This window comes from Kitasatospora sp. NPDC058184 (assembly GCF_042883725.1).
GTDB lineage: Bacteria > Actinomycetota > Actinomycetes > Streptomycetales > Streptomycetaceae > Kitasatospora.
Window position 1 is genome coordinate 502,643 of record NZ_JBHVVE010000002.1, and the last position, 13,626, is coordinate 516,268.

The window sequence follows — 13,626 nt, forward strand, 5'->3', positions numbered from 1 at the left end:
TGGGCATGCGTCAGCACACCGACACCGGAAAGCCTTCCGCACCGACGAGTTCCGCGCCGGCGGCTCCCGGGGACACCGCCCGCCCGCTCCGGTACCGCTGGGTGGTCCTGGCCGTCGCCACCGTCACCCAGGCCGCCTCCGGCTTCTTCGTCCAGGGCATCGGGGCGATGGCCGTCCCCCTGCAGCACGCGCTGGACCTCAGCACCAGCCAACTCGGCCTGCTCCTGTCTGCCTCCCAACTGGTGCCGCTGGTCGGCCTGTTGGTGGCCGGCGAGCTGCTGGACCGGTACAACGAGCGCTGGGTCGTCGGCCTCGGCGCCGCCGTGGTCGCCGCGGCCCTGCTCCTCGGCAGCCTGGCGCAGGGGTACGCCTCCCTGCTGGCCGTCCTGCTGGTCGTCGGCGCCGGGTACAGCACCGTGCAGCCGGGCGGTAGCAAGTCGGTGGCCTCCTGGTTCGACCCGGCCCAGCGGGGGCTGGCCATGGGCGTCCGCCAGGCCGGACTGCCGCTGGGCGGGGCGCTCGCCGCCGCCGTACTGCCGCTGGTGGCCGTGGCGTACGGGTGGCGGGCGGCACTGGTGGTCGGCGGGCTGGTCGCGCTCCTGGGCGCCGGGCTCTTCACGGCCCTCTACCGGCGCCCGCCGACCGCCCCGCCGGTACGCCCCGCTCCCGCCCCGGCTCGCGGCCTTGCCCCGGGCCCCGTGGCACCGACGGCCTCCGTTCGCGCCCGGCTGAGGATCCTCCGCGAACCGGCCATGGCCAGGCTCCTGTTCTCCGGCCTGGCCCTGGTCTCGGTGCACAGCGGCATCGGCGTGCTCGGCGCCCTGTACCTCCACGACGTGACGGCCCTCGGCCCCGGCGCCGGCGCCGCCGTCCTGGTGGCGGTCCAGGTCGCGGGGGCGGTCGGCCGGATCGCACTGGCGGCCTGGAGCGACCGGAGCCGCGCCGGGCGGTACCGGCCCGTCCTGGTCTGCTTGGCCGCGGTGGTGGCCGGGCTGGTGGTCCTGACGACGCCGGCGGGCCGGTCCCCCGCCGCGGCCGCCGTCCTGTTCACCTGGCTCGGCTTCTTCGGGATCGGCTGGTACGGCCCCTGGGTGGCCCACCTGGCGGAGTCGGCGCCGCCCGGCCGGACCGGCTTCGCCCTCGGCCTGGTCATGGCGGTCAACCAGGTGGCCGTCGTCGTGGTCCCGCCCGCCCTCGGGCTGCTCCGCGACACCACCCACGGCTTCACCGCCGCCTGGGCGGCCCTCGCCGCGACCACGGCCGTGACCCTCGCGGCCACCGCCCGCCGGGGTGCCGGCGGGCGCGGCACCCCTCCCCGGCCCGGGCGGCACACCGCCGGGTAGCGTACGGCCGTGAACAACGAGACGCCTCCCGGGTGGTACCCGGTCCCCGGCCCGGACGGCGCCCCGGGCCACGAGCGCTGGTGGGACGGCAACGCCTGGACCGGCGACGTCCGGCCGGCCCAGGGCGCCTACGGCTACCCGGGCCAGGAGGCGTACCCGGCGCAGCAGGCGTACCCGGCCTACCCGGTTCACCCGTCCCAGCAGGCCTACCCCGGCGCGGGCTACGGACAGCCCGGCCCCGGCTACCCGCCCCCGGCCCCGACTCCCAAGCGGGTCAAGCCCGGCGTGCTCATCAGCATCGCGGTCGGCGTCCTGGCGATCGGCGGCAGCGTCGCCGGGATCGCGCTCAGCCACGGCGGCGACCCGGCGGCGGACCCGACCACCGACCCCACCGTCCCCGTCACCAGCAGCACCGGCCCGACGACCAGCCCCACCCCCGCCCCGAAGCCGTCCACGCCCAAGCCCGCCCCGGTCCTCCGGAGCACCGTCGCGGACAAGCAGCACTCGATCACCCTGCCGCTGTTCGAGGGCTGGGAGGTCTCCGCGACCGACACCCCGCAGTGGTCGGTCTACCTCGGCAGCGGCCGCTACACCTGCGCGAACGGCAAGGCCTGCATCCGCGGCCGGTTCTCGGTGGAGAAGAACACCGTCCAGGGCGACACCCCCAAGGCCGCCGCCGACGCCGCCATGCCGACGGTCGCCAAGCAGATCTTCAGCGGGATGGCCTCGCAGACCGACTACGGCTCGGGCACCATCACCGTGGCCGGCGTGGCCGGGTACGCGACCCGCTGGCACATCACCAACACCGACGGCACCCAGGGCTTCGTCCTGCTGGCCGCCCTCCCCGCCAAGGGCGGCGGCTACGTGGTCTTCGACGGCGGCGTGGACGAGGACCCGGCCGCCCCGGACGTCTCGGTGCTCGACCAGATCCTCCTGGGCGTCAAGAAGGACGACACCCCGACCAGCGGCACCTGACGCACCGCTCCGGGACGCCGCCGGCCGCCCGGTTCCACGGCGGCGGGGCGCTCCGGAATCCACGACACGCCTCCACCACGGCGGACGCCGCAGGACCAACCCGACGCGGGCACCCGCCCCCGGCTACGCCGGTTGGTCGCCCGGGAGTTGGTCCGGGGCCGAGGGCGGCGGGAGGGGGCGCGGGCGGGCGGCGGGGCGGTCGCTGCGGCGCAGGACGAAGACCACCGGCAGGGCGATCAGGCTGGGCCCGGCGAGCAGGCCGGCCAGCCACTGGCGGCCGTCGAGGCCGACGAGCACTGAGCCGACGAGCATCCCGGCGGCGAGCATAAAGCCGGCCACCAGGCCGCCGACGTAGAGCTGGTGGGCGCGCTGGTCGCGGCGTTCCCGGGCCGCGATCCGGGCGCGCTCGGTCGCGTGCTCCTCCTTGAGGCGGACCGTTTCGAGGGACGCCCGGTGGCGTTCCCTGGCCGTCTCCCTGGCGTGCTCGCGCTGGAGTTCCAGTTCGAGGTGCTCCAGGGCCACCCGCAGGTGCTCGGGCGGGAGTTGGGCCCACTGGGTGGCGATCTCCAGGGCCGTCGGGCGGCGGACGCGGCCTTCCTCGGGGGTGGTCACCGGTCGTCACCTCGGGGTGCGGGGGCGGACTGGTCGGGGCCGTGGGCGGAGCCCGGCGGCGGGCCGAGGCGGAGGAACAGCCGCTCCAGGCCCGTGGCGACGGTCTCGGCGGCCGCCGGGGTCAGCGGGTCCTGGGCGTACTCGTGCAGGGGACGGTACCGGGAGGCGGCACCGCTCCCGACGATCACCAGGTCGTCGTCCCGCTCGGTGGAGTCGATCCGATCCGGGAGGACGGCGCTTCCGGCGACGGGGCCCTTGACGACCGGCGGGCCGGCCGGGTCCCCCATCTCCCAGGCCACCGAACTCTCCGGCAGCGGGGCCGCCCGGCCGGGCGCCGGCGCCCCGGCCGCGGAGCGGGGCGCGCCCCACGAGGCGACATCGCCTCCGTGCCCGGCCCCGCTCCCCCGCCGCCGCGGCCACAGGACCGCCAGCAGCACCAGCACGGCCGGCCCCGCCGGTACGGCCGCCCACCAGCCGATCCCGGTGGCGGCGTACAGCGTCAGCGACACCGTCCACACCAGGGCGACCGAAACGCCGTAGGCCACCTGTCTGTTCCGCATCCCGCCCCCGCACCCCCTCCGACCGGTTCGAACTCAGGCCCGAGCTTCGACCCGAGCCTACCCACGACGAGGGCCCCTCGACCGGACAACCCGGTCGAGGGGCCCACGAAGTGACGTCGGATCAGCTGTGCTGCGGCGCGGGCAGCGTCGCCGATCCCCCGAGCAGCGGCCACTCCCGGTGGAAGGGCGGCAGCGGCAGCTTGCCCTCGATGATCGGGGTGCCGAAGACCTTCAGGTGGGCGAGCAGCGATCCGTTCAGGTCGACGCCGCCGACCAGTGACCAACTGCCCTGCACCTGAGGCGGGTTGCCGGAGGAGTCGGCGACCAGCGAGCCCTCGGCCTGGGCGCGCAGGTAGGGGGCGACGGTGGCCTCCACGCCGACGGTGTCGTACAGGCCGAGGCTGATCTCGGCGCCGAGCGCGGCCCGCACGCCCGCCTTGCCGTTGAGCCGCACGTGTACCGGGGTGACCTTGGTCTCGGCACTGGTGACCGGGGTCCAGCCCTTGCCGCCGGTGTAGTCGGCGCGGACCGCCCAGGTGCCGGTGGCGTCCTGCTCCGCCTCCAGGTGGACCTGGCCGTCGGCGCTGACCTCCAGGTAGCAGGTGAGGCCGAGGTTGACGACCACCGGCAGGCCGGCGACCGTCAGCACCGGGCTGGCCTGCAGCTTGGCGAAGGGCACCCGGATGGGCGCCGCGCCGGTGCTGCGGGCGGCGTCGCCGGTGACCTTCCACTGCGCGTGGGCGCCGAGGTCGAAGCCGATCGAGGCGGTGCGCGGACTGCCGGCCGCGGCGCCGTGGTAGGCGAAGTGGACGGCCGGGTGGAGCTGGAGCGAGCCGGAGGCGTCGAGGCTGGCGCCGTCGGGCAGCGGGACGGGGGCCTTGAGGTTCACCTCCAGGGTGCCGGAGGCGTCGGCCTGGACGCCGTTGCCGGTCAGGCCGGCGGTGGCCTTGAGGTCCTTGACCAGCGGGGTCACCGTGATGCCGTGCGGGTCGACGGGGACGTTGCCGTCGGCCTCGGTGCCGCCGAGGAGTTCGGCCAGGGTGGCCGGGCGGGTGGTCAGGGCGAGCGTGTTGCCCGCGCCGGGGCGGACGCCGGTGACGGCGACCAGTGCGCCCTGCGGTGCGGCGGCGGTGGGCGGGCTGGCGATCAGCTGCCCGGGCTGGACGGTGGCGGCGGCCGCGCTGGGGGCGGCGCTCGGCACGGTGCTGGAAGACGCGCCAGGAGCAGTGCCGGGGGCGGCAGTTGACGAGGTCGGGGCCGTGGCGCCCGGCCCCGTCGCCGACAGCACCGCCGTCCCGCCCGCCGGGTCGTACGCCGTCAGCTGGAGGTTCTTCGTCGCCGCCGTGACGGCGCCACCGTCCTTGCCGGGGCTGCCGATCGCGGCCTGCTGGTCGCCGGCGGGCGCGGCGGTGACGGGCGCCTTGCCCGGGGTCGGACGGCCGGTGGCGGGACTGGCCGCTCTGGCGTGCGGGGTGGCACCGGCGGGCCGGGCGGCGGCCGGGCTGCCCCCGGCGGCGGTCGCGGCCGGGTCGGCGACGGTGGCGGCGGCCGGTTCGGCACCGGCCTGGGTGGTGCCGGGGTCGGACGGCCCGCACGCGGTGGCCCCGGCGAGGATGAGGGTGAGGGTGAGGACGGCGGGGCCGGAGGCCCTGCCTATGGAACTTTTGAACACGCGGCGTCATGTTACTGACGAGGAATAAGTTTGTCGAAGACAGGCCAAAAAAGCCAGCCCGATCAGGTTTAACCGCAGGTCAGCGGAGGCGTGCCGATTCTCCCAGCCGCGCCACCGGCAGCGGCGCCCCGTCCGGGACCACAGCGGAAGCCCCGCCCCCGCCCGACAGCTCCGCGAGGTACCGCGAGCGCGCCATCGGCTCGGCCCCGAGGCTCCGCACGTGCGGCCCGTCCCACTGGGCGTCGAGCAGCCGCCCGCCCGCCGCGCCGAACCGCGCCCCGAGGTCGGCGACGGCGACCCGGGCGGCGTCCGGGCGGCGGTGGAACATCGAGTCCAGGCTCAGCACCGGCCCGACCGCGATCCCGAACACCCCGCCGATCAGCTCCTCCCCCTCCCACACCTCCCCGCTGTGCGCCGCCCCCAGCTCGCGCAGCCGCACCAGCACCGCCGCCAACTCCTCGGTGAGCCAGACCGGTTGACGACCATCGGCGCAAGCCGCCAGCACCCGCCCGAAGGCCCGGTCCGCGCTCGTCCACCACGTGGACCGGTTGCGCAGCCGCCGCGCCAGCCGGCTCCCGAGCCGGACGCCGTCGGGCGCGATCACCGGCCGGGGGTCGGGCGACCACCAGGCGAGCGCGTACGGGTCCGCCCCGCCGGGCAGCAGCGCCACCTCGCCCGCCTCGACGGCGTCCCCGTACACCGCCTCGTTGTACGCGCTCGCGTAGACGTCCGCCGCCGGCAGCGGGAACAGCCCGCGCCGGTACGCCGCCAGCAGCCCGCCGGGGCCGAGCGCGCCCAGCGACCCGCCGAAGGCCACCGGGCCGTCGCCGGGCCCGTGCCGCACATCCAGCGCGCCGAGCACATCCAGTGCTTCGAGCGCGTCGGAGGGGCTCACGGCGACGCCGCCCGCAGGAAGCCCTCCCGCTCCAGCCCCGCCAGGTAGTGGTCGATCAACCCCGCCTCCACCGGCGGCAGTTCGATCCCGCTCCCGGCCAGCGCCGCGTCCGCGTTCGCCCGCTCGAACAGCGGGAACGTCGGCCGGAAGTACATCTCGCTGACCGACAGCTCCGACCCCGGCGCGCGGTCCACGAACAGCGGGACGAACGGCGCGATCGGGTGCGTCGGGTTCCCGGCGGCGAACCGGACCAGCCGCCGCACCCAGTCCTCGTACGGCAGCGGGGCGATCCGGTGGCCGCGCGCCCGCAGCCGCTCGGCGAGGTCGGCGAGGGTGCCCGGGCGCGGGGAGGTGAGGTGGTAGACCTCGCCGGCGGCGGGTGCGTGGGCGGCGATGTGCGCGATGGCCCGGGCGAAGCGGTCGGCGGGGACGAAGTCGAGCAGCAGCCGCACGTCCGGATAGGTCCCGCTGTCGGCCACGTAGGCGATCAGCGCGCACAGTTCGGTGCCGGTGTTCATCGCCCCGGACGCGAGGTCCCCGGTGACGTCGTTGGTGCGCAGCACGGTGACGGGCAGCCCGGCGGCGGCCGCGTTGTGCAGCAGCTGTTCGGCGACCCACTTGCTCTCGACGTAGCCGACGCCGAGCCGTTCGGGGTGGGCGAGCGGGGTGCGCTCGGTGACCTTCGGGACGCCGGCCGCGCCGAAGCCGGCCAGCACGGCGAGGGTGGAGAGGTAGTGCACGGGGATGCCCCGGCTGTGCCCGGCGAGCCGGACGACCTCCCGGGTGCCGCCGACATTGGCCGCACGCAACTGGTGGTACGGGTAGAGGAAGTTGACCTGTCCGCCGAGGTGGTGGATCGCGTCCAGGTGCCCGGCCAGCCAGTCGAATTGATGGTCCGTCAGGCCGAGCTTCGGTCGGGTGAGGTCGCCGACCAGCGGCACCACCCGCCGGTCGGCGAGGTCCTGCCGCAGGAAGCGCTGCCGGGCCGCCCGCAGCCGTTCCAGCGCGTGTTCCTCGTCGGGCGCGCGGACCAGGCAGTGGATGCGCGCCCGGGTGGTGGCGAGCAGCGCGTGCAGCAGGTGGGCGCCGCAGAAGCCGGTGGCGCCGGTGAGCAGGATCTCGGCGGGTTCGGCGCGGGAGGGCGCCGGGCTCCAGGACTGCCGGAGGTCCTCGGTGAGCCGGGCCTCCGCGAACCAGTCGACCGCGGCGTCCCGTACGGCCCCGGCGGGGGTGTCCGCGCGCGCCGCCGACAGCGCCGCCGCGAAGGCGCGCAGGACGGGCTCGCGCAGCAGTGCCCGGGTGAGCGTGCGCACCTGCCCGACGTCGATGCCGAGCAGGATCCGGGCCCGCGCCAGCATCTCCATCGCGAGCAGCGAGGTGCCGCCGAGCGCGAAGAAGTCGCCGTCCGGGCCGATGTGTTCGACGCCGAGCAGCTCCGCCCACAGCTGCCCGACGGCCGCCTCCAGCGCCCCGGCTCCGGCGGGGTCGGGTGCGGGAGCCGGCGAAGGGGCCGACGGGGGAACGGGAGCCGACGCCGGGGAGCGCACCGGCGCGTGCGGCAGCCGCCGCCGGTCGATCTTCCCCGCCGCCGTGAGCGGCATCGCCTCCAGCGGCACGAACTCGGCCGGCACCAGGTACTCCGGCAGCCGGTCGGCCAGGAACGCCCGGAGCCCCGGCGCCCCGACGGCCGTCCCGGAGGCGGGCGTGTAGTACGCGGTGAGCGTGCGGCTGCCGTCGGCCGCCTCACCGTCGGCCGCGACCCGGGCCTGTCGGACGCCCGGGTGCGCGGCCAGGACGGCCTCGACCTCGGCCGGGTCCACCCGGTGCCCGCGCACCTTCACCTGGTCGTCGAAGCGGCCGAGGATCTCCAGCTGCCCGTCCGCCCGCCACCGCCCGGCGTCGCCGGTGCGGTACATCCGCTCGCCGGGCAGCGGCGCGTACGGGTCGGGCAGGAAGGACTCGGCGGTGAGCCCGGCCTGCCGCCAGTAGCCCCGGGCCAGACCGGGCCCGCCGAGGTGGATCTGCCCCTTCTCCCCGGGCCGGACGGGGCGCAGCCGGGCGTCCAGCACGTGCACCCGCACCCCGGGCAGCGGCCGTCCGATCGGCACGGGCGCGGCCGGGGTGCCGCCCGCCCCCGCGGAGCTTCCGCCGCCCCCGTCGAGCAGCTCCGCCGTGACCTCGCAGAGCGTCGAGGTGACGGCCGCCTCGGTGACCCCGTACGCGTTGAGCAGCCGGGCGCCCGGCAGCCGCTCCAGGCAGTGCCGGCAGTCGGCGGCGTGCACGGCGTCCCCGCCGACCACCACCAGGCGCAGTCCCTGGGGGCCGGGCCCGCCAGGCGGGAGCAGGTCGAGCAGGTGGTGCCAGTAGGCGGGGGTGAGGTCGGCGACGGCCAGGCCCAGCCCGGGCAGCCGGCCGGCCAGCTCGGTGGGCGCCCAGGTGCCGCCCGCGCCGCCGCCCCCGCCGAGCACCACCGTCGCGCCCGCGAGCAGCGCGCCGAACGCCTGCTCCAGCGCGGTGTCGGAGCCCAGCGCGGCCAGGTGCAGGACGCGTTCGCCGGGGCGCAGCCGGTAGGCGTGGACGATCCGGTCGAGGGTGAACAGCAGTGCGCGGTGGGTGACGGGGACGCCCTTGGGGCGGCCGGTGGTGCCGGAGGTGTAGATCAGGTAGGCGAGGTCGTCGGGGACGGCGCCGTCGTCCCCGACGAAGAACGCCCCGGGGTTCAGGGGCTCCCCGCCGTCCTCCGGCCCGGGCGCGGACACCCCGAGCACGGACACCCCGGGCACGGACACCCCGGGCACGGAAGCCCCGGACACAGACACCCCGGGCGCCTCCGGGAACCCGTCACCGTCCGCGACCACCACCCGCGCCCCGCAGTCCTCGACCAGCCGGGCCAGCCGCCGCGGCGGGTGGGCCGGGTCCAGCGGCAGGAAGGCCCCGCCGGCCTTGAGCACGGCCAGCCAGGCGGTGACCAGGCCCGCCCCGCGGTCCAGGCAGACCGGCACCACCTGCTCCGGGCCGGTCCCGCGCGCCCGCAGCGCGGCGGCCAACCGGTCGCTGCGCAGGTCGAGTTCGCCGTAGCTCAGCGTGGCGTCCGCGGCGATGACGGCGACCGCGTCCGGGTCGTGCGCCGCCCGCGCGCGGAACAGCCCGTGCACCGTGTCCGCGAATCCGGCGACGGTGTGCGGGAATCCGGGCGACGGGTCCGCCGATCCGGCCGTCGGGTCGGCGATTCCGCCCGTCGCCCGCCGTACCGGGGCGCCGTCGGGGAAGCCCAGCCCGGCCGGGCGCCACTCGCGCTCCACCCAGTCCCGGCAGTCGGCCCGTCCGGCCGGCCCGTGGACCTGCTGCCAGCCGGCCGGGACGGTCAAGTCGCCCGGCCAGATCGCATACTGACCGTTGCCGTTGCGGACCACGGCGTGACGGCCGGAGCTCGCATCCGTTCGTACGCCCTGTGCGCTGTCTACTGCGTCGTCCACCGGCTTGACCTCGTGCTGTGGCGGCAGAATGCTGGGGAGTGCGACATTTCCGACTATACGCACTCCTGCCCCGTCGAGGACGTCCGGTCGCACCCCCACCGGACGCCTCGCTGCTGCGCGAAAGCGCCCATCCGCCCCACCCGGACCGGCTCCAACGCCCGGCCCGTCCCGTCCTCACCCGAACTCCCCCGCCCGACCGGCGGGGTGATGTCGTGGAGGAGGTAGCCTCGTTGACTCGCCGGCGACAACACCTGATGGTCTGTTACCTGCTCTGGATGGTGCTGTTCACCGGCATCTACTACGCGAATCCCGGCCAGCGGATCATCTGGTGGACCGGCATCGGCCTCGGCGGCGTCGCCGCCATCGTGGTCGGCGTCCGCCTCAACCGTCCCGCGCACGCGCGCTACTGGTACGTGCTGGCGCTCGCCAACCTCAGCTTCACGGTGGGCGAGGTGGTGCAGGCCGTCCAGCTGGACATCCTGCACGTGCCCAACCCGTTCCCGTCCGTCGCGGACGGCTTCTACCTCGCCGAGTACGTGCTGTACGCGGTCGGCGTGCTGGGCTTCATCCGCTGGCGCACGGCCCGTCAGGACCGCGCCGGGCTGCTCGACGCCCTCGTCCCCACCATGGGGCTGGCCCTGCTCGCCTGGATCTACCTGATCCTCCCGTACGCCCGGAACCCGGACCTCGACTGGTTCCAGAAGGCCGTCTCGATCGCCTACCCGCTCGGCGACGTGGTCGTGCTCGCCCTGCTGCTGCGGCTGCTGACCCCGCGCGGCGGCAACTCCCGCTCCCTGCAGCTGCTCGCCGTCGGCTCGCTCGGCATCATGGTCTCCGACGTGCTGTACGGGCTGATCCAGCTGCACGGCACCTGGCACATCGGCACGCCCGTCGAACTCGGCTGGGCGGCCTTCTACACCGCCTGGGGCGCGGCGGCGCTGCACCCGTCGATGGTCGAGCTGACCCGCCCGGTGCCGACCCAGCAGCCGGACCTGAGCACCGCCCGGCTGGTGCTGCTCACCCTCGCCTCGCTGATCGCCCCGGCGATCCTGATCATCGAGGCGCTGGCCGGCAACACCAGCAACGCGGGCGTGATCGGCGCCTTCTCGGCGGTGCTCTACCTGCTGGTGCTGGCCCGGCTGGCGGTGGTCGTCTCCGCCCGCAGGCAGGCCGTGGCCCGCGAGCGGGCGCTGCGCGAGGCGGGCGCCCGGCTGACCGCGGCCGTCACGGTGGGGGAGGTCGCGGACGCCGTCCAGTCCGCCGCCTCCACCCTGATGCCGGCCGAGGCCGGGCACGTCGCCCTGCTCTCCGTCGCCGAGGCCGGGGTGCTGCACGTCCGGCACGCCGGGAGCGACACCCCCCGGCCCACGCCCGGGGACACCGCGCAGTCCGACCGGGTGCTGGAGCTCGCCACCGCCCGGGAGACCGTGCTGCTGCCCGTCGGCTCCCTCGGCCTGGACCCGGCCGCCACCCCGGCCGACGGCGGCCTCCTCGCCCGCCTCGGCGGCATGCCGTACGCCCTGGTCTGCCCGCTCACCCTCGCCGAGCGCCCCTCCGGCGACCCGCTGATCGGCGCGCTCGTCGTCACCGGGACGGAGCAGGAGCTGGCCGGCCTCTGGAGCTCGCTGGAGATCCTCGCCGCGCAGGCGGCCCTCGCGGTCGAGCGGGTGGTGCTGAGCCGCGAGGTCACCCAGCGCAACAGCGAGCTGTACTTCCGCACCCTGGTGCAGAACGCCAGCGACGTCATCCTGATCCTCGACGCCGACGACGGCGTGCGCTACGCCTCCCCGTCCGCCGCGACGGTGCTCGGCCGCCCCGACCTGGCCGGCACCCCGCTGACCGACCTGGTCCCGCCCGAGGACAGCCGGGAGGTCGGCAAGGCGCTGGCCCGGATGCGCGGGACCGCCGAGCCGCCCCGGGGCGAGCAACCGCGCGAGCACTGGCGGCTGCTGCGCCAGGACCGCACCCCGATCGAGGCCGAGGTCCGCTCCGACGACCTGCGCGCGGACCCGACCGTCGGCGCCCTGGTGCTCACCCTGCGCGACGTGACCGAGCAGCGGCAGATGGAGCGCGAGCTGACCCACCGGGCCTTCCACGACTCGCTGACCGGCCTGGCCAACCGGGTGCTGTTCCAGGACCGGGTCGGGCACGCGCTCTCCCGGGGCGAGCGCAGCGGGGCCGTCACCGGGGTGCTCTTCATCGACCTGGACGACTTCAAGGTGGTCAACGACACCCAGGGGCACGCGGTCGGCGACGAGCTGCTGGTAGCCGTCTCGCTGCGGATCTCCACCGCGCTGCGCGCCTCGGACACCGCCGCCCGGCTCGGCGGCGACGAGTTCGCCGTCCTGGTGGAGGACGCGAGACGGCCCGCCGACGTGGACACCATCGCCTCCGGGGTGCTGGCGGTGTTCGCCGAACCGTTCAAGCTCACGTCGGGCACGGTGCGGGTGACGGCCAGCATCGGTGTGGCGACCACCGAGGACAGCGTGGACGCGACCGAGCTGCTCACCCACGCCGACCTCGCGCTCTACTCCGCCAAGGCGGCCGGCCGCCGCCAGTGGCGCCACTACCGGCCGTCCCTCCAGACCGGCATGGTGGAGCGGCACGAGCTGAACGAGCACCTCGACTCGGCGATCGCGGAATCGGCCTTCCAGCTGTACTACCAGCCGATCGTCGACCTGCGCTCGGGCGATCTGGTCGCCTTCGAGGCGCTGGTCCGCTGGCCGCACGACCGGCGCGGCATGGTGCTGCCCGACGAGTTCATCGCCCTCGCCGAGGAGAGCGGCCAGATCGTCCCGCTCGGCGCCTGGGTGCTGGAACGCGCCGCCCAGGAGGTCGCCGCCTGGCACGCCGCGAGCTCGGCGGCGCGGACGGCCGCCGGCCGGCCGCCGCTGCGGGTCAACGTCAACGTCTCGGCCCGCCAGTTCCGCGACGCCGGCTTCGTGGACGTGGTCCGCCGGGCGCTGGCCGCCACCGGCATCGACCCCCACACCCTCGTCCTGGAGCTCACCGAGTCGGTGCTGATGCGCCGCGACGACCGCGTCCACGCCGACATGGCCACGCTGTCCGGACTCGGTGTCGGCATCGCCATCGACGACTTCGGGACCGGCTACTCCTCGCTGTCCTACCTGCGCGAGTTCCCGATCTCCCTGCTCAAGATCGACAAGTCCTTCATCGACGGCCTCGGCCACTCGCCCCAGCAGTACGCCCTGGTCGAGGGCATCACCCGGATCGCCGACACCCTGGGCGTCCAGGTCATCGCCGAGGGCATCGAGCACCCCGACCAGCGCGACCTGCTCGCCGCGATGGGCTGCCCGCTCGGCCAGGGGTACCTCTTCGCCCACCCCATGGACTCCCCCCACGCCCGCGCCCTGGTCCGCCGGACCTCCTACGAGCCGGTCTGAAATCCTCCCCGGCTACACCTTCCGCAGGGCGCGCGACAGCACCGTGAGCAGCGCCAGCGTCGGCCTCGCGTGCCCTGCCTCGACGGCCCGGACGTCGGCCTCGGCGAGGCCCGTGCGAACGGCGAGGTCGGGGAGGGTGAGACCGAGGGCGGTGCGGCGGGCCCGGACGGCGCGGGCCAGGGCGTCGGCGGGATCGCCGTCCGGGTGAGCGGGGAAGTCCTCGATCAGGGGGCGCGCCAGATCCACCGAACTCTCCTCATCGGCCTGCGGGGCGCACAGTTTGACACGCCGTCAGCCCGCGGCGGCCCCAAGCGGAGGTCAAGGTTCCTTGACCTCCGCTTGGGCCTCCCCCGCCGTCAGGAGTCGCCGCGGACCAGGTCGAGCAGCCCCGGGAAGCGCTGGTCCAGGTCCTCGCGGCGCAGCGTGGCGGCCCGGCTGTTGCCGCGGTCGACCTGGCGGATCAGGCCGGACTCGCGCAGCACCCGGAAGTGGTGGGTGAGGGTGGACTTGGAGACCGGGAGGTTGAAGGAGGCGCAGGTGCGCGCCGCCCCCTCGCCCTCCCGCAGCAGGGCCGCGACCACGCCGTAGCGCAGCGGGTCGGCGAGCGCGCCCAGGACGGTGCGCAGGTCCATCTCCCCGGTCGAGGGGTGGCCTTCAGCGTCGGGCATCGGTTCCTCCTCCGCAAGGTA

10 protein-coding genes are annotated in these 13,626 nt (G+C 75.8%); 3 read left to right on the forward strand and 7 right to left on the reverse strand.

Translation table 11 applies throughout. The features are described 5' to 3' along the window. Window positions 1-5 precede the first annotated feature (5 nt). Window positions 6-1,343: an MFS transporter gene (locus tag ACFVXH_RS05425; protein ID WP_387820342.1), complete on the forward strand. Its 1,338-nt coding sequence runs from the start codon at window positions 6-8 to the stop codon at window positions 1,341-1,343. A 9-nt stretch (window positions 1,344-1,352) separates the two neighbouring features. Continuing rightward, a complete protein-coding gene (locus ACFVXH_RS05430) occupies window positions 1,353-2,318 on the forward strand; it encodes a DUF2510 domain-containing protein (RefSeq protein ID WP_387820344.1) in 966 nt (321 codons plus the stop codon). A 123-nt stretch (window positions 2,319-2,441) separates the two neighbouring features. Here ACFVXH_RS05430 and ACFVXH_RS05435 read toward each other — a convergent pair whose 3' ends face one another. The 5 genes from ACFVXH_RS05435 to ACFVXH_RS05455 form a co-directional block, all read right to left on the reverse strand. Beyond that, window positions 2,442-2,930 (reverse strand): hypothetical protein, encoded by a 489-nt coding sequence (locus ACFVXH_RS05435; RefSeq protein ID WP_380738224.1) that lies wholly within the window; start codon window positions 2,928-2,930, stop codon window positions 2,442-2,444. Then, a complete protein-coding gene (locus ACFVXH_RS05440; RefSeq protein WP_387820346.1) occupies window positions 2,927-3,475 on the reverse strand; it encodes a hypothetical protein in 549 nt (182 codons plus the stop codon). Before ACFVXH_RS05440 ends, ACFVXH_RS05435 begins: the two co-directional genes overlap by 4 nt. Window positions 3,476-3,611: 136 nt before the next feature. Next, entirely contained in the window at window positions 3,612-5,162 is a 1,551-nt protein-coding gene (locus ACFVXH_RS05445; protein ID WP_387820348.1) for a hypothetical protein, read from the reverse strand. A 79-nt stretch (window positions 5,163-5,241) separates the two neighbouring features. Further along, window positions 5,242-6,057, reverse strand: a complete 816-nt coding sequence (locus ACFVXH_RS05450; protein WP_387820350.1) for a leucyl/phenylalanyl-tRNA--protein transferase — start codon at window positions 6,055-6,057, stop codon at window positions 5,242-5,244. Next, a complete protein-coding gene (locus ACFVXH_RS05455) occupies window positions 6,054-9,533 on the reverse strand; it encodes an amino acid adenylation domain-containing protein (RefSeq protein WP_387820352.1) in 3,480 nt (1,159 codons plus the stop codon). The genes ACFVXH_RS05450 and ACFVXH_RS05455 overlap by 4 nt, the downstream gene beginning before the upstream one ends. A 230-nt stretch (window positions 9,534-9,763) precedes the next feature. Here ACFVXH_RS05455 and ACFVXH_RS05460 point away from each other — a divergent pair, with 230 nt between their 5' ends. Further along, window positions 9,764-12,937: a putative bifunctional diguanylate cyclase/phosphodiesterase gene (locus ACFVXH_RS05460; protein ID WP_387820354.1), complete on the forward strand. Its 3,174-nt coding sequence runs from the start codon at window positions 9,764-9,766 to the stop codon at window positions 12,935-12,937. Between the two features lie 12 nt (window positions 12,938-12,949). Here ACFVXH_RS05460 and ACFVXH_RS05465 read toward each other — a convergent pair whose 3' ends face one another. Further along, window positions 12,950-13,183, reverse strand: coding sequence for a helix-turn-helix transcriptional regulator (locus tag ACFVXH_RS05465; protein ID WP_049650998.1), 234 nt, complete (start codon window positions 13,181-13,183; stop codon window positions 12,950-12,952). Between the two features lie 110 nt (window positions 13,184-13,293). Beyond that, a complete protein-coding gene (locus ACFVXH_RS05470) occupies window positions 13,294-13,605 on the reverse strand; it encodes a helix-turn-helix transcriptional regulator (protein ID WP_049650999.1) in 312 nt (103 codons plus the stop codon). Window positions 13,606-13,626 lie beyond the last annotated feature (21 nt).

What these genes read in the sequence shown, in the direction of transcription:
- ACFVXH_RS05425 (WP_387820342.1), top strand. Translation starts at nt 6, where the DNA reads ATGCGTCAGCACACCGACACCGGAAAGCCTTCCGCACCGACGAGTTCC.
- ACFVXH_RS05470 (WP_049650999.1), bottom strand. Translation starts at nt 13,605, where the DNA reads ATGCCCGACGCTGAAGGCCACCCCTCGACCGGGGAGATGGACCTGCGC.